Below are 25962 nucleotides of genomic sequence, written 5' to 3'. Positions count from 1 at the left end.
GACGAGTGTCCCAGACGGTTTTCAGGTGCCGTCGGTAACGTGGCGAGGATGAACGACCAGCCCGAGCCGCCGATGATGCGACGGCCACCCGGCGGCCAGCCGAATGGGGGGCCCGGCGGCCAGCCGTATCGTCCACCGCTGGCGTGGTCGGAAGAGCCGCAGCAGCGGCGGCGATACACGCCGCAGCCCGGCCAGGAACCACTACAGGGCCGTCCCGGGTACGCGCCCCGACAACAACCCCAGCCAATTCCGCCGCAGGACCGACACCGCAGGCCCGGCCCGGCCGCTCCCCCGCCGCACCGACCGCACGGGGAGCCCGGCGGCCCGCCGCCGCGCCGACCGCACGATCCCCGCAGACCGGCCGGGGCGACGCCGCCACCGAAGCGTCGCCGCAGACCGCGCCGCGTCCTGCGCATCATCCTGGTCATCGTGCTGTTGCTGCTGATCACGCCCGTCGCGCTGATGTTCTACTACGACGCGAAACTGCACCGTGTCGACGCGCTCACGAACTATGCGGGACGAGTCGGCGACACTCCCGGCACGACGTGGCTGGTCGTCGGCACCGATTCGCGCGCCGACCTCAGCCAGGAGGACAAGGACAAGCTCGCGACCGGCGACAGTGACGGCGCCCGGACCGACACGATCATGCTCGCCCATATCCCGACTTCCGGGAAGCCTATGTTGATCAGCGTTCCCCGCGACCTGTACGTGCCGATCCCCGGCCAAGGCAGCCACAAGGTCAACTCGGCGTTCAACGCGGGCGGCCCCCAGCTGCTGGTGCAGACCGTCGAACAGTTCTCCGGCGTCCACATCGACCACTACATCGAGATCGGATTCGGCGGCTTCGACAAGCTCGTCGACGCGGTCGGCGGCGTCGAGATGTGTCTCGATAAGCCGCTGCGGGATCCGAAGGCCGGGCTCCGCCTCCCGAAGGGCTGTCAGACGTTGGACGGCGCGCAGGCCCTCGGCCTGGTGCGGACGCGCGCGTTCCCGAACGCCGACCTCGAACGCGTCGTCAACCAGCGCAAGTTCTTCTCCGCGCTCATGTCGAAGGCGACGAGCCCGTCGGTGCTGTTGAATCCGTTCAAGCTGATCGGGTTCGCGAACGGCGCCGTAGACGCGGTGACCGTCGCCAAGGGCGACCATCTCTGGAATCTGGCATGGCTCGCGTTCCGTCTGCGCAATCCGGTGACCACAACGGTGCCGACCGACGGCGACCAGGTCACTGACGACGGCGACTCGCTGGTCCCCGGCGAGACCACGTCGAAGTTCTTCGAGTACGTCAGCCGCGGCGTCGAAGTCCCAGACGACCTCCTCACCGCGTCGACCGGTTCGGTGATCGGGAACTGACGCCGACGATGTCCTAGGCTGACGATGTCCTAGGGTTGGGCGCATGAGTGAAACGCCGTCCGCATTCCAGGAACTCCTCCACGACCAGATCAGCAATGAGTTCTCGGCGTCGCAGCAGTACATCGCGCTCGGCGTCTGGTACGCCGCCCACGACATGCCGCAGATGGCGCGCCACTTCTACGAGCAGTCCGTCGAAGAACGCAACCACGCGATGATGATCGTGCAGTACTTCCTGGACCGCGACATCGACGTGCGGGTTCCGGCGGCCGCCGCGCCGATCACCGAGTTCGCCGACTACCAGGAGCCGATCGCCTTGGCCCTGTCCCAGGAGAAGGAGGTCACCGAGCAGATCGTCGCCCTGGCCAGTTCGGCGCGCGACAACGGCGACTACCTCGGCGAACAGTTCATGCAGTGGTTCCTCAAGGAACAGGTCGAAGAGGTCGCGAGCATGACGACGTTGCAGACCATCGCCGAGCGCGCCAACGGCAATCTGTTCGACCTCGAGAACTTCGTCGAACGTGAACTCAACAGCCCCAGTTCGTCGCCCGACGCCTCCGCGCCCGTCGCCGCAGGCGGCAACCTGCCCTAGCCTGCGGCCGAGTGATGTCGGGGCCGCCTACCGAATGGTCACCTGGCGGGCGATGATGCCCGCCTTGGACGAGCGCTGGGCTGCGGTCAGATCGGAAGTGTCGGCAAGGGCTTCGGTTAGCGCCTTGTCGAAGGCGTCGAGGCCGTCGTTCCACTCGGCGTGGTGGGCTTCGACGTCGAGGTCGAAGACCGGCACGAGCAAGCCGTGCGTCCGGAACGAACCGGCGAACCGGGAGCCGACACCGAGCGTCAAACCACCGGCATCGTGCACGCGAGCCAACGCGTTCATCAGTGCGTCCTCGCCCTCGGGGCGGACCCAGCGCAGGTGTGCCTTCTCCCCGGCGTCGACCCACCACGGGGCGCCGACGCCGCTCGCGGCCGTCAGACGCGCGGTCGGCAGGATGGTGTCGTTCGCGCGCTCGAGCATCGCCTTGATCTGCGGGTCCAAGTCGGTGTCGTCGGCGAACCACCATCCGAAATCGTCATGGACGGTCACCTGGATCGACGCGGTCGGATCGACGATGGCGGCCAGATCGAGTTCGGTGGCGGCGCCCCGGTACTCGTCCCCACTCGTTGCGGACGCGGCCCAGGCGAGCGCACTCGCGACCGACGCTCGGAGGTCGTCGGGATCCGGATCAGTCTGGAGAGCGGCGTAGCCGTGCGCCGGTGCGTCGCCCCGCACGTCCGCGAACACCGCTCCGGGCAGCACTGTCGCGAACTCGACGTCCTGTTTCGCGCCGAAACCGTCGACGAACGGCACCGGCGCCGTCGCCGACGCGATGAACGTGCGCATCGCGACGAGGTCGCACTCGGCGGCGAGGCCTTCGAACGGCCGGACCGGACCGGCCAACGACGCCTCCTGCCGGGCCTTTCGTGCGGCTACTCGCTCGGCGCGATTGCTTCCCGGGCGCGGGCCACTGCCGCGCTTGCTCTTCTTACCCATGCGTCCAATATCTCACGGGGACGGTCAGTACGCGGTGACCAGCCAGTCCCGCACGCGCGCCGGGTGGTTGGTCGCCACCCAGCGAACCCCGAGGTCGGCGCACAACTGCACGTCAGGCTGTTCGTCGACGGTCCAGCAGTAGGTGACGCGACCGGATGCGGCAGCACGGTCGACGAGATCGGGATGAGTGCGGAGCGTGTCGATAGACGGTCCGACGCCGGTGGCACCCACCGCGGTCGCCGCGGTGCCGCCGATGATGCGGGCGGTGTCGCCCAGAAGGATCGTCGGCAGCATCGGGGCGCTCCGCCGGATACGCCAGACGCCTGCCGACGAGAACGAGATGACAACGGCCCGACTGTGGTCGGCGGACGGCGGGGTGGCGACCCCGAACTCGTGGAGCATCGCGAGGAGTTCGGTCTCGACGAGCGACCCGTAACGGACCGGATGTTTGGTCTCGATGAACAACCGGACGGGCCGATGCCAGTCGAGTGCCAGGCCGAGCAGTTCGCGCAGCGTCAGCACCTGCGCGGGGGTCCCGCTGTGCCACGAACCGAAGTCGTGCTCACGGAGCTGCGCCAACGTCATCTCACTGACCGCGCCGATACCGTCGGAGACCCGTTCAATGGTCCGATCGTGGATGCAGACCAGTTCGTGGTCGGCGGTCAAGCGAATGTCGCACTCGAGCCCGTCGGCGCCCTGCTCGAGGGCCAGTTCGTAGGCGCCGAGAGTGTGTTCGGCGACTTCACCGGACGCCCCGCGGTGCGCGACGACGGCGGGCTTGCCCGACCGGGACACTCCTGGCCGACTCAAGCCGCGACCAGACGTCGAATGGGTCGCTCGGCGGCTGGGTCGAGGGTTCCGGCGAGAATCCCGATCCGGCGGACAGCCCAGTGTGCGAACACCGCGGACACCGCGAACACTGCGGTGACCAACGCGAGCGCGTCGGCATCCACCTGCAGCGAGGAGGTACTCCATGCCGCGATCCGGTAGCCCACGGCCAGCACTGCGACTGCGTTGACGACGGCCCACGCGGCGGCGAGCCGGACACGGACGCGATCAGCCCGCGCATCTGGTGCGGCGACGCGCGCGGCTTCGTGGAGCAACCAGGGCGCCCCGACGACGTTGACGAGCGGAATCATCGACAGCAGGTACACCCAGACGACGTGGCGGGGGTCGACGAAACCGGTCGACTCGTACTGGCGCACTCTGATCTGCCGTACCCACCGTCCGAACGCGACGGTTGTCATGACGACGGAGACGAGCGCCATCAGCCCGAACACGAGGACACCGATGCTGGTCAACCAGTCGATCCACGCCGGGATCGGGCGGGTCCGGTTGACGACTGCGACGAGATAGCGGATCGCGTGGACGACGCCCGCCGCGGCGAGCATCAGGGTGGCCAGCCGCAGCGCCCGCACCAGTGCGTCGGTGGTCAACGACACCGGATCGGCCGACGTCTCCGACACCGGGTCGGTGGAATCCGGATGCGCGTCCACCAGTCCCCAGCGCGGAATGTTCGCGTACGACGGCGTCGGACCCGGCTTCGCCCTCCGCGACGGCCGCGGCGCAGGCATCGCCTCACGCGGGCGGTGCGCGGCCCAACGAAGCGCGGGGCGCGTTCCCCTGGACGGCTGGGGCGGACGCGGCCGTGCCGGACGAGGAGGCGTTGGACGAGGCTGTCCCTGTCCTGTGGGGTGTCCCTGTCTCGTTTGGTGTCCCTGTCTTGTTTGGTATCCCTGTCTTGTTTGGTATCCCTGTGCGGCCTCGGCGGCTCCCCGGGCGTCGGTGTGGAGGAGCGGCCCGCCACACCGCGGGCAGACGGTTCGGCCGTCGCGGTGAGGCGCCTGGATTCGGCAGGCGGGGCAGACGTCGAGGTTCACTCGTCGCCCGACCCGGTCTCGATGGGCTTGCCCGCGCTCTCCCACGCGACCATGCCGCCGGTCACGACCGCGCCGTCGATTCCGCGCATCAGCAAGTACTCCATGATCCGGTAGGAACGGCCGCTGGTCCGGCAGACGACGAGGAGTTCGCGATCGAGATCGATCTCGTCGATGCGGGCCGGGACCTCGGCGAGCGGGATATGCATGGCGCCGCGGACATGCCCCAGCTCCCATTCGTCGACCTCGCGCACGTCGAGCAGGATTCGCTCCGCATCGCTGGTGAAGTCGTCGGGAAGGTCGGTCACCGCCACGGTCTCGATGTCGCCCATACTCACGCCGTCCAGTTTTCCACACGTCGCGGCCACGGGTGGGTCGTCGAGCCGACGCGCGCCTAGCTCAGATCTGAGACGGGCCGTTCCCAGAGTCAAGCAACCCCGCTCACGCGCAACTATGCAGACCTGCATAGTTCTATCCACAAAGCAGCGTTTCACTGTGACAAACCGGTCGAGTTCGATTCGTTCACAGGACCCCAGAAGGTGTGGATAACCCTGTGGAAATGTGGATAGACCTAGGTAAAGCGGGTAAATGTGTGTCGCACGTCTCTAATCGACCGTCCGATTCATCTGATTTCGGCTCCTGGACACCTCTGCGCCATCCAAGATTCGTCGAAGTTATCCACACCCATAGTTGTGGACAACTTGGGGATAACACGCCGTACGAAACTCTCAAGGCGAGGTTTGGAGTTGTGTGGACCACACGCTGCGGGATGGGCCGGTTGCCTAGAATCGTCGACGTGCATGTGCAATGGCTGACCGCGTATCTCGACCTCCCGGGCGCCGACTTCGGCTCCGAGGTGACCTTCTGGCGGGCCATCTCGGGCAGCACTGTGTCGCCGCCGCGCGGCGATCACAAAGAATTCGCGACGCTCGAACCGTTCAACGGCGACGCACATCTCCGCGTCCAACGGGTGAGCGACGGTCCCGGCGGAACCCACCTGGACATCCACGTCGCCGACCCGGTGTCCGCATCCTTGGAGGCCGTCTCGCTCGGTGCGTCGCTGATCGCCGACTACCGCACCCATCGGGTGATGTCGTCGCCGGGCGGAGGAGTGTTCTGTCTGGTCCCATATCAGGGCGAGAGCGAACGCGCCCGCCCCATCCGCTGGCCGGGTGGAACCATCAGCATCATCGACCAGGTGTGCTTCGACGTGCCGACCGAGCGCTTCGACGCCGAGGTCGCGTTCTGGGAGGCGCTCACCGGGCATCCCACTCCGGGCAGACACGACCCCGACCGTGTTGGACTGACTCGAAACCCGGCCCTGGCCCTTCAGGTTCTCCTCGTGCGCTCGGACGTCGCCGAGCCCGCGACGTACATCGAGGTGGCGGCCACCGACATCGACGATGAGATCGAGCGGCACGAGGGGTGGGGCGCATCCGTGGTGAAGCAGTGCACCGAGCGCGTGATGATGTCCGACCCGATCGGACGCCGCTACTTCATCTCCGCTCGCAATCCTCGGACCGGCGCGTAGCGGCCGCCCGCATCTCCCGCACCGCCGACACTTCGCGTTCGACATCGGACCTTTCCGCGGATGTCAGGTCGCGAAGTTCGGTAAGCGTGACACCGTCCTTGGTCGGGGCCCACGTCGCGGCGAGCCAGCCATCGACGAGGACGAATCCGGGGAAGCGTCCGTTCGGTGTCGCGAGCGCCGTGTACAGGCCGGGGTCGGCGACGCGGACGCGGTCGGCATTGGCGACGAGGAGGTTGTCGTACGGCGCGACGCACCGGACCGGAGCGCGTTCGTCGCCCGACGCGATCGGCAGGCCCTCCAGGTCGTAGAGCTTCTCTCCGCCCGGCCCGGTGAGCTCTACCAGTTCCCAGTCGGCTTCCATTGCCGCGATGAGCGGACCGAGCCCGGTGAGACCGGACCACGTCTGGACGGCGTTGACGGTCGCGGGCCCGAATCCGCGCAAGTACAGGCGGACCAGGTCCCTGCGTGCTTCGTCGCCGGTCACCGCGGGTTCGCCCGGTCCGATCCAGTCGTCGAGGAGCCGGTACGCGGGAGCCCCCGATGCCCGCCACAGTCCGCGCGGTGGTGTCTGGACGAGCGGCAGCCGCCAGCGCGCGACAGCGGCGAGGTCCGTTGCAGGCTCGTCCGGCCACCGCTGCACGAGCGCATCGCGGAGCGTTGAACCGCGCACGGGTTCGTCTGTGGCAGTGAGCAGTTCGACGGCGCAATCGACGATCTCGGCAGCCGTCGCGGCCCGCAGCTTCTTTCCGTGGTTCGTGGCTGCAGCCGCGTCGATCGACGGCTGGACGAGGGCACGGACCCAGCGTGCGTCGAGTCCGTCCATCAGGAAGACGGTGCCGCGCTGCAACGTCATGCGCACGAGTTCGCGGCCGATGAGAAGATCGTCGACGTCGGCCGGATCGAAGTCCTGGACCCGGCATGCCAGACCGTAGAAGGCGGCCTGCGGATCCTGCGACTGCAGTCCGACGAGGCGGTCGACCACCTCCATGACGTCGTCGTCGACCCGCTCGAGCAGGTGCTGACGCGCGAGCAGGGTGCGGTTCCACTGCTCGAGAGTGAGGGCGCGCGCCATCAGGCGTCGAATGCCAGCCCGGTGCTCACATGGCAGCGGTATCCGTTCGGGTTCGTGAACAGGTACTGCTGGTGGACGTCCTCGGCGTAGTAGAAGTGGCCGTCGCCCGCCTCGGCGAGCGGGACGATCTCAGTGGTGATCGGTCCGTACCCGGCGGCGCGCAGCGTCGGCTCGTAGCGTTCAGCAGTGGCGACGGCCAGCCGGGTCGCCTCGCCGTCGAGCCCGAAGACGGCAGACCGGTACTGGGTGCCGACGTCGTTGCCCTGTCGCATCTCCTGCGTCGGATCGTGCGAGGTGAAGAAGAGCTCGATCAGGTGCTTGAGGGTCGTCTTCGCGGGGTCGAAGACGATGAGCGCCGATTCGGTGTGTCCGGTCTGCGCGGTGCAGACCTCCTCGTACGTCGGGTTCGGCGTGTAGCCGCCCGCATAGCCGACGGCCGTCGTGTACACCCCCGGCTGCTGCCAGAAGATCTCCTCGATGCCCCAGAAGCAGCCTCCGGCGAGAACGACGGCCTGCAGGTCCGGGCCCCACTCGCCGATCCCCGCCGCACCGAATCCGCCTGTGGCGTCCGGAGTTCCCCGCATCGGCCGGTGAGTGACGAGGTTCTCCCCACGAAGCGGCATCGCGGTATCGCGCCCGGGGAGAGCGTTCTCCCGGGGGACCATCGCGGTCTTGACCGCGGACGCTGCGAGAAGACGATCGAAGATACTCATGGATCCAGGCTACGACGAGCCGGTGAACTCCGGCTGACGGGAACAGAACCGTGAGCACATCTGTTGCAATAACCATCCGTGTGGGGAAATGTTGATGACTGGACCCAGTACGGATCTCATTCAACTTGTAGAGAGGATCATCGTGGCTGAATACACCCTGCCCGAACTCGATTACGACTATGGCGCCCTCGAGCCGCACATCTCCGGCAAGATCATGGAGCTGCATCACAGCAAGCACCACGCCACCTACGTCAAGGGTGCGAACACCGCGCTGGAGAACCTCGCAGCAGCACGTGAGGACGGCAGCATCGCAGGCAAGGTGTACGGCCTGTCGGCGAACCTGTCGTTCCACCTCGGTGGCCACACCAACCACTCGATCTTCTGGAAGAACCTGTCGCCCAACGGCGGCGGCGAGCCGACCGGCGACCTCGCCGAGCAGATCGGCGTCGACTTCGGTGGCTTCGAGCAGTTCAAGGCGCACTTCACCGCGGCAGCCACCACCCTGCAGGGCAGCGGCTGGGCCGTCCTCGGCTACGACACCATCGGTGAGCGTCTCGTCATCGAGCAGCTGACTGATCAGAGCGGCAACACGTCGGCCGCCCTCATCCCGGTCGTCATGCTCGACATGTGGGAGCACGCCTTCTACCTCGACTACCAGAACGTCAAGCCCGACTACGTCAAGGCTTGGTGGAACGTCGTGAACTGGGAGGACGCTTCCGAGCGCCTCAACCGCGCGAAGACCCAGGGTTCGGGTCTGATCGTTCCCGCCTGATCTCTCGTACTGACACCGACGGCGGTCGCCCCTGAGGGGCGGCCGCCGTTCGTGTTTCACGCTGCATGCGTCGCCTCCTGCGTATTGTCCGGACTCGTAGCGGGAAGTCACGCACGCAGCGTTCACTCTGAAGAGTCATCGCGGTCCAACGACGCGGTACCGGCCGATGAGGAACGCCCGGTTGTGGCCGGTCTCCAGGAGTTCGAAGTCGAACGCTCGGGTAAAGAGCGGCCTGCCGGAGCCGACGGTCGCGGGCGCGTACGACACGACGAGTTCGTCGAGCATCGCCGACTCCGCGAACTGAGCGGCGAGGTCGCCGCCGCCGACCACCCAGATGTTCTTCTCCCCGGCCGCAGCCTCCAGTCTCGCGCGGTGCTCCGACGGTTTCCCGGACAGGGTCTCGATCGACGGGTCGACCACGTCGACGCCGCGATGGGTGAACAGGAAGGTCGGGTAGTCGGCGTACGGCCACGGCTCACCGCTCTCGGCGATGTGATCGACGACCCACTGATAGGTGGTCCGGCCCATGACGATTGCACCGGTCGACGACATCAACTCGTCGATGCTGAACGGCCCGTCGTCGTCGATCGGCTGGGTGAGCAGCCAGTCGAGGGAATCGTTCTCGTCTGCGAGGAAGCCGTCCATCGTGGACGCGGTGTAGTAGATGTAGGCGGTCATCTGGACTCTCCTCCTGAGGTGCGGCGTTGCCACATGATCGGATCGGGATCGAGTGCGGGCGTCGACACGTCGACACCCGCGTCGGCGAGCATCCAGCGCACGAGGAGTCGGCGATGCGCCGAGAACGTCAACTCGTGCGCGACGATCTGCGCGAGCCGGAACGACTCGGGCGGTTCACAGAGTGCGTCAACGATCCAGTCTGCCCACCCGCGGCGGTGCTCGATGTCGCGGATCGTGGCGAGCCAGCGTGCGGACACATGGTCGTGGAGGGACGCCAACGCTGAGACATCCTGGACCGCTGTCATATCGGGCATCGCGTCACCGGCGATGGACGCGAGCCACGGCTGTTTGCTCGAGACCAGATGCCACAGCACTTGCACGAGACTCTCGTCCGCCCCGTCCCAATGACGTGGCGCGCTACCGGGGAGGCGTACGGCGGCCAGCGCATCGTCGGACAGGCCTGCTGCGGCGTCGAGCAGCGCAGCGATGTCGGCGACGTCGTGCTGAACCTGTAACAACAGGACATCGCCTGCGGACTCCTCCCCGGAGTCGATGTAGAGGACAGTCGGCGAGTGGAAGTGGATTCCGTTGGGCGCGGGCAGCCAGTGCCCGGAACGCTCGGCACCGATCATCGCGGTCGGCGGGTGCCCGTATGCGCGCGCGAACGCCCGGCTGAACCCTTCGACGCTCGCGTACCCCGCGGCGAACGCTGAGTCGGTGACGGTGGCCCCGCGCTGCAGTTCCCACGCGGCCCGTTCGAGCGTGACGCGTCGTCGAAGAGCGACCGGCGACTCGCCTGCACCTGCCCGAACCGACCGGGCGAAGTGAAACGGCGACGTGTACGTCGCCGCCGCCATCTCACCGAGGCCGTCCCGCGATTCATCGAGGACAGCGTCCAGCAGGCGTCTCAGCAGATCTGTCATGTGTTCAGTATCGACTGGCGGCGATGCGGCGCGCATGACAGTTCTTGCTCGACCTCTTGCTGCCCCGACGGCGCTCTTTCTGGAAGAACTTCGGCACTTTCTTTCGGCCTGAGGCCGAAAGAGAGTGCCGAAGTAGGGAAGGCCGTTGGTCTCGCAGCCGCAGCCGCAGCCATGAAGATCGCGCCGACCGTCGAACCTCACGCCTGCCGCGACACCTTCTTCGCTTCCGACTTGAGAAGGTTCCGAAGAAATTTGGCAGGCATGAAGCGGAACGACAGCCACATGAGCCCCACCTGGAGAGCGACGCCGACGACCAACGCCTGGACGACGGCACGTGGTCGTGCCAGCACATCGCTCACCACCTCTGGGTGCACCACGGCCACCACAAGAACGATCACTGATTGGACGACGAGAAAGAATCCAACGCACGCACTGAACAATGTCCGCCGCTCAGCACGCGTCGGGATCGTCCGAAAATCGGAAACGAACCGCGCGACCGGAGTGAACGTCGCGATGAACGGAGCAGTCGTCGCGGCCAGCCCGCCCGTACCGCCGATCAACACCGCGACGGCACCCAATGCCAACGTCGCCACCGCATAGCCAAGGGCATACCAGCCCACGTACTTCCAGATGTTGATGCGTCCTCCCAAACGCGCGGCTGCGGTTCACAAGCCCGTAGCCTCCCCTAGCTGGACACTAGCACTGGAAGGACTTCGGCACTTTCTTTCGGCCTGAGGCCGAAAGAAAGTGCCGAAGTAGCGGCGGGACTCTACAGGTAGATGATTCCGACGGTCGCCGCGCCAGCGGACACAAGGAGGAACACGGCCAGGACGACGGCGTCGAAGCGACCCGGGCGGGACGCATAAGCGGTGAGGCGGCCGGTACCGCCGCGGGCGGTGATCGCCTCCGACATCTCGGCGCTGCGCCGCATCGCCGACGACATGGCGGCGACGATGATGTCCAGGACCCCCAACTCGGCGGACGGATGACCCGATCCAGCCTTCGACTTCGGTCGTAGCCGGTGCGCCGCCCACAACAGCCGCATCTCGTCGATCAGCAGCGGCAGTCCCCGCAGCGACAACGCGATCGTGACCGCCCACTCGTCGACCGGCAGCCGAAGCCACCGCAGTGGACGCATCAGGACGGCGATCGCGGGTGCGAGTTCGGCGACCGGCGTCGTCCACACGACCAGCACCGAGAGCGCGATGACAATGAGGCCGAGCAGGACCGCACGCAGCGCGGTGAGCCCGCCGTCGGACCCTCGCGCGACCCACGACCAGGCGACACCGACCGCCATCAACGCCCAGAACCACCACGGCGGACGCGGCAGCGCGCCGACGGGGATCCCGGCGGCCAGCGCGAACACGATGGCGCAGACGGCGACGAATCCGAGCGCGGGCCACGACGGCAAGATCCACGTCATCAGGCCAAGCACCAGGATGACGATCAGTTTGGTGCCCGCCCACAGACGGTGCACCGGTGAGTCGCCCGGAATCTGCCGCAGCATCGGAATCTGCATGTCACGCACCGCCTTCCAGAACGCCCGCCACCAGTTCGACGCGACGGTTGCACACCCTGTCCAACGACTCGAGGTCGTGCGAGATGATCACGATCGTCGATCCGTGCTGTTCACGCAGCGCCGCCAACACGTTCAACACTTCTTCTCGCGCCTGCGGGTCGAGTCCGGCGAGCGGCTCGTCCAACACGAGGACGTCCGGGTCGGACGCGATCAATGACGCGAGCACGACGCGTCGCATCTGTCCGCCCGACAGTGAGTCGACGCGTTTGGCCGCGAACTCTCGCGGCAATGACACGAGGTCGAGTACGCGGCCTACCTCGGTGGTGCCGACGTTCTCGCCGCCGACCGCCATGATCTCGTCGCCGACGCTGACCTTCTGCAGTTGCAGACGCGCGTGCTGGAACCCGAGACCGACCCGTCCGACGTTCTCGCGGACCGGTTTACCGCCGAGCAGCACCTGCCCGGTCGTCGGCTCGGTGAGCCCGGCGAGGATCCACGCCAGCGTCGACTTGCCCGACCCGTTGCCGCCGACGATCAACACACCGTCGCCGCGATCGACGCGCAGGCTCACGCTGTGCAGCGCAGTCACCTCCCACGGCGACCCTTGCAGATAGGTGTGCGCGACGCCGTCGACGACCAGCAGCGGGTGGCCGCCGAACGGTTTCGACGTCAACGCCGGCCCAGTGTTCTCCGGTCGCATCCACTCCGGGTGATGCGCGACGATGCGACCGTCGGCGAGGTGGATGATCCGGTCGGCGGCGCGCGCCTCCGAATCACGGTGTGTGATCAAGACGACGGTGATGCCGTGCCGTCGCGGAAGCTCGGCGAGGATCGAGAGCAGATCGTCGCGCCCCTCCGGGTCGACCATCGACGTGACCTCGTCGGCGATCACGAGACGCGGACCGCGCGCGAGAGCCGCCGCGACGGCGAGCCGCTGCTGCTGCCCGCCGGACAGGTCGGACGTGTCCCGATCGCCGAGACCGGCCAGGCCGACCTCGGCGAGCAGACCGTCGATGTCGACGGCGGCGTCATCAGGTAGACCCCACACCAGGTCATCGGCCACCCGCGACCCGAGCATCTGCGCCTCCGGGCGCTGCAAGACCAGCGCCGTTCCGCCCGCCCGTCCCAGGCCAGGCGATCCGGGACGGTCGACGACGCCGATCGTCGGTTCGACGCCCGCGAGAATCTTCGCGAGCGTCGACTTGCCCGACCCGTTGGCGCCGACGACCGCCACGAACTCGCCCGGATGCAGTTCCAGATCGATCCCGGTCAGCACGTCGTGCGAGGTTCCCGGATAGCGGTAGCCGACCCCGACCGTCCGCATCGGCAGCGGACCGGGTGCCGCGTCGTCGACGAGGTAGGCGGCTTCGAGGGTGTCGTCGAGTTTGACGTCGGCGAGCCGGTCGAGCACCTTGCCGAGCATCCACCCGGCGACGAGAATAGTCACGAGCGTCCCGATGGTGCCGGGGATCCAGAGCCACAGCCACCAGTGGTCGACGACGTTGCCGGAGAAGCTCTCGATGGCGTCGCCCGCGGCGTCGAGGCGGACCGCTCTGACCGTCTTCGCCAGGCCAGTCAACACGTTGTCGAACACTTCCAGGCCGAGTCGACGAAGCGGTGCGAGCAACCACATCAACGCGACGGTGAGACCGGCGATGAGCGGGGACACGATCAACGCGACCACGGCCAGGACTGCGGGTCCCCCGCCGCGGCGCCGGACTTCTCCGACGATCCCGCCGATCACCGCGGTCGCGGCCACCCCGAACGCGGTGCCGAGCCCGGCGACGGCGAACGTGACGGCGACGGTGGTGACGAACGCGGCGATCACGGCTCGGGAGCGGGTGCGAGCCGCGAGCAGCGCGATCGGTACCGGAGCAAGGAAGCCGAGAGCTGCGGCCATCGGGACCACCGCGACGATGACGGCTGGCACGACGGTGAGACCGCTGAAGATCGCGATGGACGCGATCTCGATCGGCCGGAGCGGCCCGGTCGAAGCACGCCGGACATCGATTGCAGGGGAGATCACCGCACCATTGTGCCTCGCACGGCGTGTTCGACCGCTGTCCGAGGACCCCGCACCCGATGTTCAGGTGAGCCGAACAGCCACATACGGGCCCCCGACCTGCGGTTCAGTGGCTTCACCGAGTGTTGAATGAGGGATACAGGTCACCCTAACCTGGCGTTATGTTCGCAGCCCTGGCGTTGAGTTTCGCCGTCATCTTCGTCGCGGAGCTGGGAGACAAGTCCCAGCTGATGGCGATGACGTTCGCGCTCCGTTACCGGTGGTGGGTGGTGTTGACCGCGATCCTCACCGCGACGACGCTCGTGCATGCCGCGTCGGTGTTCTTCGGGCATTTCCTCGGCCTGTCGATCCCCACCGAACTCCTGTCGATCGTCGGCGGCCTGTCAATGCTGGTGTTCGGGTTGTGGACGCTGCGCGGCGACGAACTCGACGACGGCGAGGCCGGCCGTGCCGGACGCGTCGGTCGCTCGGTGTTCCTGGCGGTCATGTCGGCGTTCTTACTCGCCGAACTCGGCGACAAGACAATGCTGGCGACCATCGCGCTGGCCGCCGACCGCGACTGGCTCGGCGTCTGGATCGGCTCGACGATCGGCATGGTGGCAGCCGACGCGCTCGCGATCGCCGTCGGGCGGGTTCTCAACCGGCACCTGCCCGAGCGGACCATCGCACTCGGCGCTGCCGCGCTCTTCTTCGTGTTCGCGATCTGGCTCGTCGTCGACGGCCTGATCGGCATGTCGGCGGTCGTCGTGGCGTCGACCCTCGCAGCCGCCACCGTGATCATCGCGGCAGGTGTCTGGTGGATCATCGCAACGAACCGGCGTCGAGCAGCCGAATCGGCGCCGACCGACGAGCTACCGATCGATCGCTCGGCATCAGTGCGTTAAAGTCTCCTCGACCGGGCCTCTCGGGCCGTGGATTGAAGAAAAGGACTCTCGCATGGACGTCACCGGCTCCGCCGTCATCGTCACGGGTGCCGCCTCCGGGCTGGGCGCCGCCACCGCCAAGCGTTTCGCAGCCGACGGCGCGACCGTCTTCGGCATCGACCTGCAGCCCTCCATCGACAAGGCCGACAAGGTCGACGGCGTCCACCTCGTCGCTGCCGATGTCACCAGTGAGACCGAGGTCCAGGCGGTCATCGACCGGATCGTCGACGCCGACCTCCCGCTGCGTGTCACCGTCAACTGCGCGGGCGTCGGCTGGGCGTCGCGCATCCTCGGCAAGGAGGGGCCGCACGACCTCGACTTGTTCCGCAAGGTCATCGAGATCAACCTGGTCGGCACGTTCAACGTGATGCGCTTGGCCGCCAACCGCATGCAGGCGGAGCAGGCCGCGAACGACGACAACGCCCGCGGTGTCATCATCAACACCGCGTCGGTCGCCGCTTTCGAGGGTCAGATCGGCCAGATCGCGTACACCGCGTCCAAGGGCGGCGTCCACGCCATGACGATCTCCGCGGCCCGCGACCTGGCTCGCGCGGGCATCCGCGTCTGCACCATCGCGCCGGGCACCATCAACACGCCGATGCTCGCCGGCGTCACACCGGAAATCAAGAAGACCCTCGAGGCGGGCATCCCGTTCCCGCAGCGACTCGGCGAGCCGAGCGAGTACGCGGACCTCGCCGCACTCATCGTCGGCCACGACTACCTGAACGGTGAGACGATCCGCATGGACGGCGCGCTCCGGATGGCGCCGCGCTAGGTGTGATGCCCAGCTAGGTCGATCCCGATGTGGTCGATCCCGATGTGCGAGGGCCCGTCACGTGTCGGCGACCAGATGTAGACCTTGGTCGACGACGACGGGCTCTCGCCGTCTGTGCAGTACGTCGACGAGATCGTCGACGACGGCGACCGTCTCCCTCGGCAGTCCGGCTAGGCGTTGCGCCACCCGATGCACCTCGGGGTCGGCCGTCGCCCGGAACCGCTCGATCTCCGCACGGGTGCGGCGCTCAGCGTCGTCGGTGAGGAAATGGCGGATGTCGACGTCGAACGCCGCCGCGAGTCCTTCGACGGTCCGGAACGACGGCGACTTGGCCTTGCCCGAACGCAGCTGGCTCAGATATGACTCACCGATCCGGTACCCGCGGTCCGCGGCGCGTTGCGCGATGGTCTTCGCGCTGTACGGACGCCCGTCCGGTCCCGGAAGACTCCGAAACAACTCGTCCAGTCGCAGGGCGAACACGCCCGCCTCCCCATCCGACATGAAAACTACTGCCCCTCTCGTGCCCCCCGGCCGTGAAATCGTCTCCGACTCAGTCGCAGCTATTCAATCGTGTCCGCGCTCGATTATGCAATTCGGACTGAATTACTCAGTGCGACAGCAGATCCCGACTGCTCGGCAGATCCAGGACGGCGTCGGACGACATCCACTCGCGTAAGACCTTCGTCGCACGGACATCGTCTTCGTTGTAGACGAGGAGACGGTCACGCTGCGACAGGTCCTGCGGGGCCCCGTCGAGGGCGACGGCCGCCGCATACCACTCCATCGACGCCTCCCCGCTCGCCTCGTCGTCTCGCCACCCGAATCCCGCGACCGGCGCGATCCGCTTGAGGCCTTTGCCGCGCGGACACACGAAGTTGCGGCCGACGGCCTCAAAGACGTCGACCCACTCCTTGGATCCGATGAACGCGTCGACCTCGGCTCGCGACGGCACGCCGGGCACGACGCGGTGGAACCGGTCGGCGCTGCCGCGAAGCCAGCGGTTCTCCGCCTGCTGTGAGTAGCAGTAGGCGGCGAACGTCTTCCCCGCGGCGTGCGCGGCCGCCCGTTCGGCGCTCAACCACGCCCAGAACTCGGCGAACGACCTGCCCTCGTCGACGCTCGGCAATGGATCCCAGGTGACGAACGCGCGGTACCGGACGTCGCGGCCGGGATCGGTGGTGTCCGTCAGGAGTGTGCCCCACATGTAGGCGCCGCGCTCGGAGTAGCTTTCCATGTCGACGTCCACTTCGACGTCGGCGCGACGCACGTACGGCCGATCGCCGCGGCGCGCCAGCGGGACCCCGTCGACCCAGCACCGTGCCGACACGATCGCGTCGTCGAACGACACCGCGCCGGGCCAGTCGGCGGGCGGATCCCCGCGGTGGGTCGCCAGGTCGTCGACCGTCACGATGCCCGCATCCTGCAGGACCAGCGACTGACTGCCGCCGACGACGAGACTCACATCGCGGCGCTCGACCAGTTCTGCCTCGCATCGCGGCCACCAGTGGCAGCTGCGGCATTCGGCGACTCGGCGGGGACCGGTCCGGACCTGTCCGTCGACCACCGCGCGCCGCCGCGCGAACACCTCGGCGTATGCGTCCATCGCCGCCGTGAGCGGCACCGCGACGATGCAGTCGGCGTCCAGGCCGATCAGTCCGCCCCACCGGTCGGCGGCGTCGACGCCCCAGCCGAGATCGTCGAGCATGGCCGTCAGATGCGACAACCGCAGCACGTCCCGACGCTGCGATCGGAACGAGCGAGTCGCGTCCAGTTCGGGCAGCCAACCCCACAGCGGGCTCGTCCGCAGCGTCGGCGCGGGCGCATCGGCCGGCCGATCCGGGCTGGTGGGTGTCGTGACTCGATGGTTGACGACGATCACCGGCAGGTATCCGCCGTCGTGACGGATCAGCGCTTCGGCGTGCCCGCGGCGACCGCGGCCTGCGTCGGTCGGCAGCGCCGCTCGAAAGATCCATGCGGCGCCGGACTCGACGGCGCGTCGAGTCTGCTCGACACGATCGCGGTGCGGACCGTCGTCGACGGTGACGATCGTGTCCGCAGGCTGCCCGCTCTGGAAGCCGTGCAGCGTCGCGATCACCGACGCGCGGTGCGACTGGGCCGCCTCGATGCGGCGCCGGGCCTCCGGCGACACGTCCGAGGCCGCCGCATCACCGCGTTCGGCGAAGTCGAGAGCGAGCCGGTGTTCACATCCGCTGAGGTTCCGTGCCCCCAACACCGCAGAACTCACGTGCCGCGCCCCTCTTCGTTTCGTCGACTCGAACGCCGGCCCACGCGGGCCGGGTGATTCACTACCCCACGAGACTATGCAAAGCTGGAGACAATCATTCGCAGGTGTCGACATTCCGACGGAGAGGTCAGAGCATGGGACTGCTCTCATCCGTGCGCGCGAAGCGTACTGATCGCAAGGCGGGCAAGAAGATCCGCAAGGGCGAAGAGAAGGCGATCAAGTACCGCGCAAAGGCACAGGCCAAAGCCGAGTCCGCCGTGGACCGCAAGCTCCGGAAGAAGGAGTTGCGGACCGAGGACAAATTCCACAAACGCACGCAGAAGGCCGAACGCAAGACGACGAAGACCGCGTCCAAGGCGCAGCGCAAGGTCGCCGAGGCCGAAGCCAAGATCGTCGCCGAGCAGGCGAAGGCCGACGCGGCGAAGGCGCTGTTCACACCGGCCAAGATGAAGCGGTTCCTCACCGTCGGCCGCATGGCGGCGCCCGTCGTGGTGCCGATCGTCTACCGCGGTGCCGTTGCGGCCCGTGCTCAGTTGACCGAGATCCAGGCGCGGCGCGCCGGGGTGCCCGCGCAAGTTCTGACCCAGTTCGGCGGCCCGAGCGCCGCGCTGCGCGCCCGCATCGCCACCTCGCGGGACTCGGCGACCAAGGTCGCGGCGGCCGAGCAGACCGCGGAGGGCAAGGCGTTCGTCGACGCGATGACCGACCGGCTGGCCAATCTGGAGGTGGCGGCCGACGCCGCAGACGCGATGCCGCCCGCGCAACGGAAGTCCGCGCAGCGCGCGATCGACAACGAACTGACCGCGATCGACAACGATCTGCTCGCCCGGCTGAACGTTCACCCGACCTGAATCACGAGTCGGCAAATCTTTGGCACTCGAACCGTTCCCCAGGAACGGTTCGAGTGCCGAAGTTTTTATCCGTGCGAATGCTGTGCCGAACCACCCACTCCGCTCCGAACCGTGATTAGCTGGACCTCATGGTGAAGCGCATAGTCGTCCTCGTGTCCGGTGTGATCGTCGCGCTCAGCGGGATTCTGGCTCTCCAGGCGCCGGCCGCGCCGAACGCGTCAGCCGCGCCCCGCTGCGCCGACGTGCACGTACTGTTCGCACGCGGCACCGCCGAGACCGCACCCCCGCTCGGCGTGACAGGCATCGCCTTCGAGAACTCGCTGCGCAACCGGATCAAGGGCGACTCGGTCCGCGTCGAACCCGTGAACTACCCGGCGAGCAGTAACTTCAGCAACAAGTTGGAGTTCGCTGAGACCTTCGTGACCGGCGTGAAGCACGCCCAGAAGCGAGTTCGTCAGATCGCGGCGGCATGCCCGAAGACCGACATCGTCGTCGGCGGCTACTCGCAGGGCGGCGCACTCGCCGCGTACACGGTCGCCGACTCGTACGACATCCCCGCGTCGTACGCCGACTACCGCCAGTACGCACCGAAGCCGATGTCCGCCGAACTCGCCGACCACGTCGCCGCCGTCGTCCTGTTCGCTCCCCCGTCGGCTCGCTTCCTCAAGGACGCGGGCGCACCGACGATGAGGGTCGGAAAGGCTTACGCGGGCAAGACCATCCGCTTCTGCACGCAGGGCGACACGATCTGCAACGGTGCACCTCTCGCCGGTCCGAACGCTCTGCACCTGCTGTACCCGGTGAACGGTTCGACGGACCGTGCCGCGGCATACGTCGCACGCCGCGTGTAGGCCGAACGGGCTAACGTTTCCGCGTCGAGTGTCGACAGTCACAATAGGACCGCATTCGTCGACCTCGGCGTGGGAGACCGCGCCCGCCTACCGATGACACTTTTCACGCGCACACGAACCCTGATCGCGGCGACCGTCGCCCTCGCCGCCTCCGTCTCCCTCGCCGCCTCCATCGCGATCGCGCCGGTCGCGGAGGCGGCGCCCGTACGGCCGTCCACCGACTCCCTGAGCTTCCACATTCCCGCCGTCGGCGGACTGGAGGTCGGCCCCGCCGGTGTCCCCGGCGGCTCGTTCCAGACGACGACCGTCACAGCCCGACCGGGTATCCGGCCGATGATCTTCCCGCCTGCGCCGGCGACCGTGCAGTTCACGGTCACCGACGTCGCGCCCTACTACTTCCAGTACGCCTACCGGTATCTATCGGTGAACTGGCGCAACCTGCGGACCGGCAAGACCGGCCACCTCGATCTCCGACATTGGGAGAAGGGGCCGACTAAGACCGGCTACCCGGCGTCCTTGCCGACGTCCGCCGTCGCGCAGACCGGAGCCGGCCCCGTCGTCGCGACCGTCTCCGTGATGCGGACGCAGTATCAGGCGCCGCCGATCGTGATCAGCGTGATCCCCGGTGTGGCGGCGCTGGACGTGCCGAAATAGCCGCTACCGGCCGGGCAGGTACTTGAGCGACTTGATGAGGACCGGAGTCAGCTTCAAGTAGAGACTCTGCGGGACACCCTTGATCCCGTCGAGACCGATGACGCGCTGCGTGGCGATGGTCTGCGGCTCGGTGTACTTGAGCAGTCCTTCCTGGCCGTGGCGTCGCCCGACCCCGGAGATGCCCATACCGCCCATGGGAGCCGCGGTCGAACCCCACGCCGCGGCGTAGCCCTCGTTGATGTTGACGGTGCCCGCGTGCAGTCGTTCCGCGATCTTCTGCGCCTGCGCGGTGCTCCCGGCGAAGACGCTCGCGTTGAGGCCGTACTCGGTGTCGTTGGCGCGCGCGACGGCCTCGTCGACGTCGTCGACCGGGTAGATCGACACGACGGGACCGAACGTCTCGTCGCCGAAACACGTCATCTCGTCGGTCACGTCGGCGAGCACGGTCGGCTCGAAGAAGAACGGACCGAGGTCGGCGCGCTTGCGTCCGCCTGCGAGCACCGTCGCACCCTTCGCCACCGCGTCGTCAACGTGCGCCTGCACGGTGTCGACCTGCTGCGCAGAGGCGAGCGACCCCATGTCGGCGGTGAAGTCGTAGGCCGACGAGAGTCGCATGTTCGTCACGTGCTCGCCGAAGCGGCGGCTGAACTCGTCGGCGATGGACCGTTCGACGTAGATGCGTTCGATGGAGATGCACAGCTGGCCCGAGTTCGAGAAGCACGCGCGGGCGGCCCCGGCGACGGCGTCGCCGATGTTGACGCCCTCGGTGACGATCATCGGGTTCTTGCCGCCGAGTTCGGCGGAGAACCCGATGAGGCGCTTACCCGCCTGCGCGGCGAGCGTCGCGCCCGTCTCGGACGAACCGGTGAACATGACGTAGTCGGTGGAGGCGACGATCGCCTGTCCGACGACCGAGCCGGGCCCTGGGACAACGGCGAACAGTTCACGCGGAAGTCCGGCCTTGTACAGGAGTTCGGCGAGGGCGAGCGCGCAGTACGGGGTGTTGCTGTCCGGCTTGATGACGACCGCGTTGCCTGCGATCAGGGCGGCGACCGCGTCCGACACCGCGAGCGTCAGCGGGTAGTTCCACGGACTGATGACGCCGACGACACCCTTCGGCTGGTACCGGACGCGAGCATCTGTCGCACCCGGCAGCATGCCCTGCACGTGGTGTTCGGCGAGCATTCCCGGCCCCTGCTGGGAGTAGTAGCGGGCGGTCAGCGCGACGTCGATGACCTCTTCCTGCGCGTAGATCCGGGCCTTGCCGGTCTCGGCCTGCGCGATGTCCATCAGTTCTTCGGCCGCCCCGTGGACGAGTTCGGAGAACGCGGCGATCACCTTGGCGCGCTGGGCGGGCGTGCGGGTCGCCCAGTCGGCCTGCGCGGTGCGTGCGCGCTCGACGGCGCGTTCCAGGTCATCGGCGGTGGCGACGGGGATCGTCGCCATCTCGGCGCCGCTGAACGCTTCGAGCACGGGCTTGGTGGGACGCGGCTCGTCGATCGCGGCGAGCGCGGCAAGTCGGGTGAAGTAGGCGGGCGAAGGCTTCGGCATGGAAACTCCCTGGAGCGAGTGGCGGACTGGAGGGGTCAGACGGGTCGGGAGACTCAGGCGGATCGGGAGACGAGGACGATGCCGTCGTCGTCGGAGTAGGCGATGTCGCCCGGAGCGAAAGTGACGCCGCCGAGTTCGACCGGGACGTCGCGCTCGCCGACGCCGGTTTTGGTCGACTTGCGCGGGTTGGTACCGAGCGCCTTCACGCCGATCGCCATGCCGCCGATGGTCTTCGCATCGCGGATCGCTCCGTTGGCGATGATCCCGACCCAGCCGTTCGAGCGGCCGAGCTCGGCGATGATGTCGCCGACGAGCGCGGTGTGGACCGACGCGGCGCCGTCGATGACGAGCACGCCACCCTCGTTCGGCTCGGAGAGAATCGACTTGAGCAGAGCGTTGTCCTGAAAGCAGCGGACCGTGGTGACGGCGCCGACGAACTCATGGTTGCCGCCGTACTGGGTGAACTGGGTGTCGCAACTGCGGACGTCTTCGCCGATCTCATCGACGAGGTCTGCGGTCGGCGTGAAGGTGAGCGAGGTCATGTCCACAGTCTATTCGCTGTACCTACTGCGGAGTAACCCCCCGGTGACAGTCATCTCGGTGACAGTCATCCCGGTGACAGTCGTCTCGCTCGCGGAAACCACGGAGCGCGCGACACCCGGGCGGGTGCGACAATGATGCCGTGGACGATATCGAGATCCGTGACGATTCCATCCGCTTGGGCCAGTTCTTGAAGCTGGCCAACCTGATCGAGACGGGCGCCGACGCGAAGATCGTCGTCGGCGACGGACTGGTGTCCGTGAACGGCGAAGTCGAGACCCGTCGCGGCCGTCAACTGACGGGCGGCGACGTCGTGGAGATCGGTGGGCTCAGCGTGCGAGTCGCAATTCGGTGAGTTCGGCCGTCGTGGCCAGACGCTCACGTTGTTCGGCGAGTGCGGACGGTGCGCGCCGTCGGCCCGCGAACAGGCGAACGATACTCACGAGCGACACACGACGACGCTGACTGCTGGACTGCATTGGTAGGTCCCCTCCCCGAGACGAACTTGATGTCTCACCTGATCATCGTCGCATCGACGCCGAATCGTTACCCCGAGCGCTGAGAAGAGGGTCATTTCACATCGGCTGCGACGGGTGACGAACCCTGCGAGCTGCGCTGGCGTCGGGTTACTGTGGTGTCCGTCGAACAGACCACGATGAGAGGGATCGGCATGCCCCAGAGCCCGTCCGCAGATCTGTCCGTCGCCGGACTCACCAAGAGCTTCGGTTCGTTGCAGGCACTCGACGATGTGACGTTCGAAGTCGGCGCGGGCGAGATCTTCGGTTTCGTCGGGTCGAACGGTGCAGGCAAGTCGACCACCATGCGCATCATTCTCGGCGTCCTCGCCGCCGACGCGGGGACCGTGACGTTCGGCGACCGTCCAATCGACGCCGATGTCCGCCGCCGCATCGGCTACATGCCCGAAGAACGTGGGCTCTACCCGAAGATGAAGGTCGGCGACCAACTCGTCTACCTGGCGCGACTGCACGGCCTGTCGGCGTCCGACGCGGCTGAGCGCACCCGGTACTGGACGCGCAGGCTCGGTGTCGACGGCCGGGTCGGCGACAACGTCGCCGACCTCTCGCTCGGCAACCAGCAGCGCGTCCAGCTCGCCGCGGCGCTCGTCTTCGACCCCGACGTCCTCGTGCTCGACGAACCGTTCTCCGGGCTCGACCCGGTAGCCGTCGACGTGATGAGCGAAGTACTCACCGAGAAGGCGGGCGACGGCGTCCCCGTCATCTTCTCCAGCCACCAACTCGACCTCGTCCAACGCCTGTGCGACCGTGTCGGCATCATCGGACAGGGCCGGATGCAAGCGCTCGGCACCGTCGACGAACTCCGCTCCCGGGGCGGCGTCCGGCTCCGAGTCGACGCACCCGCCGCTCCTCACGGGTGGGCCGACGGCCTGCGCGGCGTGGTCCGCGCCGACTACGACTCGTCGACGACGATCTACCTGGACGGCACCCACGACGATCAACAGATCCTCGCTGCCGCCCTCGCCACCGGGCCCGTCCACACCTTCGCGTCTGCCACCCCCGATCTGACCGAGATGTTCCGAGAGGTCGTGACCGCCGAATGAGCGCCCCAGAACCCGCGTCGGCCTGGACGTCAGTCCGGCTGATCGCCGCGCGCGAGATCGTCACCCGCGTCAAGACGCGGTCGTTCATCGTCACCAACATCATCATGCTGCTCGTGGCGATCGTCGGCTGCATCGTCGCCTCGCAGTTCGTGGACGGCGACGACACGAAGTCGGAGACGGTCGCGGTCCAGGGCGTCGACGCCAGCACGACCGCCGCCATCAAGGCGACCGGGGAGCGACTCGGCGTCTCGCTGTCGTTCTCCGAGTCCCCAGACGCGCGAGCGGCGGCCGCGGACGGTTCGGTGACGGCCGCGATCGTCGCCGCGCCCGGGGGCGGCTACACCGTCTACTCCGAAGACGACCTCGACACCGACATCGAGGCCGCGATCAAGAGCGGCGTCTCGGCGGCCGCCGTCGACGGCGCCCTCGCGAAGGCAGGGGTGGATCCGGCGACTCTGCAACGGGGCGCGGCCGTGACGGTGGAGCGCACGAAGCAGGTCGCCGAAGCCCAAGGCGAACGCCTCGCCCTGTCGTACGTCGGGTCGGTCCTGATGTTCATGATGATCTTCGGCGGAGGCATGGCCGTCGCCGTCGGCGTCGTCGAGGAGAAGGTGTCGAGGATCGTCGAGATCCTCCTCGCCACCGTCAAACCCGGTCACCTGCTGTGGGGCAAGATCCTCGGTATCGGCGTCGTCCAGATGGCGTCGACGCTCCTCTTCGCGGCCGCAGCGCTCATCACCGCCCAGGTCACCGGACTGCTGACCGTTCCAGACGTCGCCGCGACGATGCTCGGCGTGTCGGTGATCTGGCTGCTGCTGGGCTTCGCGTTCTTCTCCGCCCTGTACGCGGCGACCGGCGCGATGGTCTCCCGACAGGAGGAGATCAACAGCGCGTCGTGGCCATTGATGATCCTCGCGATGGGCGCCCTCTACGCCGGGATCTTCGGCATCGGGGCCCCCGATTCGACGGCGATCCGGATCCTCGCATGGATTCCGCCGTTCTCGTCGACCGTCGTGCCCATGCGTGTCGCGACCGGATACGCCACCTGGATGGAGGTCCTCGGCTCGTGCATCGTGATGGCAGTCGTGACCGGAATCGCCGTGTGGATCGCCGGACGCATCTATCGGCGTTCGGTGCTGCTCACCGGCTCCCGCGTGCCGTGGAAGACCGCACTGGGCAAGTAGCGGTCGACGTCCGGCCGTTCACCGGGTAGGCCTATGTCATGACCTCCACTCAGGAACTGACCGCCCGCGCCGCCGCGCTCCTCGAGCTCCATCGTCCCGGCGATCCCGTCGTCTTGCCGACCGTGTGGGACGCGTGGTCGGCGAGACTCGCCGTCGACGCGGGATTCGCCGCCCTCACCGTCGGCAGCCACCCGGTCTCCGACTCGATCGGCAAGGCCGACAACGAGGGCATGTCGTTCGACGATCTGCTGGCCCGCGTCGCGCAGATCACCGCGGTCGTCGACGTCCCGATCTCGGTGGACATCGAGTCGGGGTACGGCCAGAGTGCGCAACGCCTGATCTCCGGGCTCCTCGACGCGGGAGCCGTCGGCCTCAACATCGAAGACACCGTCCACAGCGAGGGCGGCCGCCTGCGCTCGTCGACCGAACACGCCGAGCTAGTCGGTGCTCTCCGCAGCGCAGCCGACGACGCGGGAGTCCACGTCGTCGTGAACGCCCGCACCGACCTGTTCGTGCGCAAGGACGGCGACGACGCCGACCGCGTCGACCGCGCCATCGCGCGGATGACCGAGGCCGCCGCAGCAGGCGCCGACAGTCTCTATCCCGTCGGACGCCACGACGACACCGTGCTCCGCAGGCTGACTGACGAACTACCGCTGCCGGTCAACGCGATCGCACTGCCCGGCACCGACGATCCGGCGTCGTTCGGTCCGCTCGGCGTCGGCCGGATCAGTTTCGGTCCGTTCCTACAGGCCGCGCTCGCTGAGAAGGCCAGCGAGTTGTTGGGCCGCTGGCGCTGACCGACGCAACCCGTTCACCC

28 protein-coding genes are annotated in these 25962 nt (G+C 67.6%); 13 read left to right on the top strand and 15 right to left on the bottom strand.

What is annotated here, in order from left to right; all coding sequences use genetic code 11:
- Nucleotides 1–48 precede the first annotated feature (48 nt).
- Both L5G33_RS02185 and L5G33_RS02180 read left to right on the top strand, forming a co-directional pair.
- Complete coding sequence (locus L5G33_RS02185) at nucleotides 49–1350, top strand: LCP family protein (protein ID WP_236996490.1); 1302 nt, start codon at nucleotides 49–51, stop codon at nucleotides 1348–1350.
- A 43-nt stretch (nucleotides 1351–1393) separates the two neighbouring features.
- Nucleotides 1394–1939, top strand: coding sequence for a ferritin (locus tag L5G33_RS02180; RefSeq protein WP_236996489.1), 546 nt, complete (start codon nucleotides 1394–1396; stop codon nucleotides 1937–1939).
- Nucleotides 1940–1966: 27 nt separating this feature from the next.
- Here L5G33_RS02180 and L5G33_RS02175 read toward each other — a convergent pair whose 3' ends face one another.
- The 4 genes from L5G33_RS02175 to L5G33_RS02160 all read right to left on the bottom strand — a co-directional run bounded on the left by L5G33_RS02175 (nucleotide 1967) and on the right by L5G33_RS02160 (nucleotide 5090).
- Nucleotides 1967–2881, bottom strand: coding sequence for a DUF5926 family protein (locus L5G33_RS02175; RefSeq protein ID WP_236996488.1), 915 nt, complete (start codon nucleotides 2879–2881; stop codon nucleotides 1967–1969).
- A 24-nt stretch (nucleotides 2882–2905) separates the two neighbouring features.
- Entirely contained in the window at nucleotides 2906–3691 is a 786-nt protein-coding gene (locus tag L5G33_RS02170; RefSeq protein WP_236996487.1) for a glycerophosphodiester phosphodiesterase, read from the bottom strand.
- Nucleotides 3688–4455, bottom strand: a complete 768-nt coding sequence (locus tag L5G33_RS02165) for a DUF4328 domain-containing protein (protein ID WP_236996486.1) — start codon at nucleotides 4453–4455, stop codon at nucleotides 3688–3690. Before L5G33_RS02165 ends, L5G33_RS02170 begins: the two co-directional genes overlap by 4 nt.
- A 302-nt stretch (nucleotides 4456–4757) precedes the next feature.
- The gene (locus tag L5G33_RS02160) at nucleotides 4758–5090 is read right to left on the bottom strand and encodes a rhodanese-like domain-containing protein (RefSeq protein ID WP_236996644.1); all 333 of its coding nucleotides are present in this window, start codon (nucleotides 5088–5090) and stop codon (nucleotides 4758–4760) included.
- 464 nt (nucleotides 5091–5554) lie between these two features.
- Between L5G33_RS02160 and L5G33_RS02155 the strand changes: the two genes are divergently transcribed.
- Complete coding sequence (locus tag L5G33_RS02155; protein ID WP_236996485.1) at nucleotides 5555–6289, top strand: VOC family protein; 735 nt, start codon at nucleotides 5555–5557, stop codon at nucleotides 6287–6289.
- Here the strand turns inward: L5G33_RS02155 and L5G33_RS02150 are convergent.
- Together L5G33_RS02150 and msrA are read right to left on the bottom strand one after the other, a co-directional pair.
- Nucleotides 6255–7361 (bottom strand): winged helix DNA-binding domain-containing protein, encoded by a 1107-nt coding sequence (locus L5G33_RS02150; protein ID WP_236996484.1) that lies wholly within the window; start codon nucleotides 7359–7361, stop codon nucleotides 6255–6257. The two genes, L5G33_RS02155 and L5G33_RS02150, sit on opposite strands and share 35 nt — an antisense overlap.
- Nucleotides 7361–8074 carry a peptide-methionine (S)-S-oxide reductase MsrA gene (gene msrA / locus L5G33_RS02145; RefSeq protein ID WP_236996483.1) on the bottom strand — a complete coding sequence of 238 codons (714 nt, stop codon included), beginning with the start codon at nucleotides 8072–8074 and terminating at the stop codon, nucleotides 7361–7363. The genes L5G33_RS02150 and msrA overlap by 1 nt, the downstream gene beginning before the upstream one ends.
- Before the next feature lie 142 nt (nucleotides 8075–8216).
- Between msrA and L5G33_RS02140 the strand changes: the two genes are divergently transcribed.
- Nucleotides 8217–8846, top strand: coding sequence for a superoxide dismutase (locus L5G33_RS02140; RefSeq protein ID WP_236996482.1), 630 nt, complete (start codon nucleotides 8217–8219; stop codon nucleotides 8844–8846).
- Nucleotides 8847–8981: 135 nt separating this feature from the next.
- Here the strand turns inward: L5G33_RS02140 and L5G33_RS02135 are convergent, their stop codons facing one another.
- The 5 genes from L5G33_RS02135 to L5G33_RS02115 all read right to left on the bottom strand — a co-directional run bounded on the left by L5G33_RS02135 (nucleotide 8982) and on the right by L5G33_RS02115 (nucleotide 13992).
- Nucleotides 8982–9524: a dihydrofolate reductase family protein gene (locus L5G33_RS02135; protein ID WP_236996481.1), complete on the bottom strand. Its 543-nt coding sequence runs from the start codon at nucleotides 9522–9524 to the stop codon at nucleotides 8982–8984.
- Nucleotides 9521–10447: a helix-turn-helix domain-containing protein gene (locus tag L5G33_RS02130; RefSeq protein WP_236996480.1), complete on the bottom strand. Its 927-nt coding sequence runs from the start codon at nucleotides 10445–10447 to the stop codon at nucleotides 9521–9523. Before L5G33_RS02130 ends, L5G33_RS02135 begins: the two co-directional genes overlap by 4 nt.
- Before the next feature lie 197 nt (nucleotides 10448–10644).
- Nucleotides 10645–11097 (bottom strand): ABZJ_00895 family protein, encoded by a 453-nt coding sequence (locus L5G33_RS02125; RefSeq protein ID WP_236996479.1) that lies wholly within the window; start codon nucleotides 11095–11097, stop codon nucleotides 10645–10647.
- Between the two features lie 119 nt (nucleotides 11098–11216).
- Nucleotides 11217–11966 carry an energy-coupling factor transporter transmembrane component T family protein gene (locus L5G33_RS02120; RefSeq protein ID WP_236996478.1) on the bottom strand — a complete coding sequence of 250 codons (750 nt, stop codon included), beginning with the start codon at nucleotides 11964–11966 and terminating at the stop codon, nucleotides 11217–11219.
- 1 nt (nucleotide 11967) lies between these two features.
- Complete coding sequence (locus tag L5G33_RS02115; protein ID WP_236996477.1) at nucleotides 11968–13992, bottom strand: ATP-binding cassette domain-containing protein; 2025 nt, start codon at nucleotides 13990–13992, stop codon at nucleotides 11968–11970.
- A 158-nt stretch (nucleotides 13993–14150) separates the two neighbouring features.
- Here L5G33_RS02115 and L5G33_RS02110 point away from each other — a divergent pair, with 158 nt between their 5' ends.
- Both L5G33_RS02110 and L5G33_RS02105 read left to right on the top strand, forming a co-directional pair.
- Nucleotides 14151–14873 carry a TMEM165/GDT1 family protein gene (locus L5G33_RS02110; RefSeq protein WP_236996476.1) on the top strand — a complete coding sequence of 241 codons (723 nt, stop codon included), beginning with the start codon at nucleotides 14151–14153 and terminating at the stop codon, nucleotides 14871–14873.
- 52 nt (nucleotides 14874–14925) lie between these two features.
- Entirely contained in the window at nucleotides 14926–15687 is a 762-nt protein-coding gene (locus L5G33_RS02105) for an SDR family NAD(P)-dependent oxidoreductase (protein WP_236996475.1), read from the top strand.
- A gap of 57 nt (nucleotides 15688–15744) precedes the next feature.
- Here L5G33_RS02105 and L5G33_RS02100 read toward each other — a convergent pair whose 3' ends face one another.
- Nucleotides 15745–16188, bottom strand: coding sequence for an XRE family transcriptional regulator (locus L5G33_RS02100; protein WP_236996474.1), 444 nt, complete (start codon nucleotides 16186–16188; stop codon nucleotides 15745–15747).
- A 106-nt stretch (nucleotides 16189–16294) separates the two neighbouring features.
- The gene (locus tag L5G33_RS02095; protein WP_236996473.1) at nucleotides 16295–17932 is read right to left on the bottom strand and encodes a TM0106 family RecB-like putative nuclease; all 1638 of its coding nucleotides are present in this window, start codon (nucleotides 17930–17932) and stop codon (nucleotides 16295–16297) included.
- Nucleotides 17933–18066: 134 nt separating this feature from the next.
- Between L5G33_RS02095 and L5G33_RS02090 the strand changes: the two genes are divergently transcribed.
- From L5G33_RS02090 to L5G33_RS02080, 3 genes are all read left to right on the top strand, one after another.
- The gene (locus L5G33_RS02090) at nucleotides 18067–18783 is read left to right on the top strand and encodes a DUF6474 family protein (protein WP_236996472.1); all 717 of its coding nucleotides are present in this window, start codon (nucleotides 18067–18069) and stop codon (nucleotides 18781–18783) included.
- A 128-nt stretch (nucleotides 18784–18911) separates the two neighbouring features.
- Complete coding sequence (locus tag L5G33_RS02085) at nucleotides 18912–19634, top strand: cutinase family protein (protein ID WP_236996471.1); 723 nt, start codon at nucleotides 18912–18914, stop codon at nucleotides 19632–19634.
- A gap of 93 nt (nucleotides 19635–19727) precedes the next feature.
- Nucleotides 19728–20288, top strand: coding sequence for a hypothetical protein (locus L5G33_RS02080; protein ID WP_236996470.1), 561 nt, complete (start codon nucleotides 19728–19730; stop codon nucleotides 20286–20288).
- 3 nt (nucleotides 20289–20291) lie between these two features.
- Here the strand turns inward: L5G33_RS02080 and L5G33_RS02075 are convergent, their stop codons facing one another.
- Together L5G33_RS02075 and rraA are read right to left on the bottom strand one after the other, a co-directional pair.
- Nucleotides 20292–21839: a succinic semialdehyde dehydrogenase gene (locus L5G33_RS02075; protein WP_236996469.1), complete on the bottom strand. Its 1548-nt coding sequence runs from the start codon at nucleotides 21837–21839 to the stop codon at nucleotides 20292–20294.
- Between the two features lie 53 nt (nucleotides 21840–21892).
- Nucleotides 21893–22381: a ribonuclease E activity regulator RraA gene (gene rraA / locus L5G33_RS02070; protein WP_236996468.1), complete on the bottom strand. Its 489-nt coding sequence runs from the start codon at nucleotides 22379–22381 to the stop codon at nucleotides 21893–21895.
- 140 nt (nucleotides 22382–22521) lie between these two features.
- On the opposite strand from rraA, the gene L5G33_RS02065 reads away from it, so the two are divergent.
- The 4 genes from L5G33_RS02065 (at nucleotide 22522) to L5G33_RS02050 (ending at nucleotide 25942) form a co-directional block, all read left to right on the top strand.
- Nucleotides 22522–22734 carry an RNA-binding S4 domain-containing protein gene (locus tag L5G33_RS02065; RefSeq protein ID WP_236996467.1) on the top strand — a complete coding sequence of 71 codons (213 nt, stop codon included), beginning with the start codon at nucleotides 22522–22524 and terminating at the stop codon, nucleotides 22732–22734.
- Between the two features lie 315 nt (nucleotides 22735–23049).
- Entirely contained in the window at nucleotides 23050–23958 is a 909-nt protein-coding gene (locus L5G33_RS02060; RefSeq protein WP_236996466.1) for an ABC transporter ATP-binding protein, read from the top strand.
- On the top strand, nucleotides 23955–25142 hold the full coding sequence (locus L5G33_RS02055; RefSeq protein ID WP_236996465.1) for an ABC transporter permease: 1188 nt from the start codon (nucleotides 23955–23957) through the stop codon (nucleotides 25140–25142). The genes L5G33_RS02060 and L5G33_RS02055 overlap by 4 nt, the downstream gene beginning before the upstream one ends.
- A gap of 38 nt (nucleotides 25143–25180) precedes the next feature.
- Nucleotides 25181–25942, top strand: coding sequence for an isocitrate lyase/PEP mutase family protein (locus tag L5G33_RS02050; protein ID WP_236996464.1), 762 nt, complete (start codon nucleotides 25181–25183; stop codon nucleotides 25940–25942).
- The last annotated feature ends 20 nt before the right edge of the window (nucleotides 25943–25962 follow it).

Origin of the sequence: Gordonia liuliyuniae, assembly GCF_021738805.1 — a bacterium.
In the GTDB taxonomy this organism is placed as follows: domain Bacteria; phylum Actinomycetota; class Actinomycetes; order Mycobacteriales; family Mycobacteriaceae; genus Gordonia; species Gordonia liuliyuniae.
This window is presented reverse-complemented; position numbering and strand designations above follow the sequence as displayed.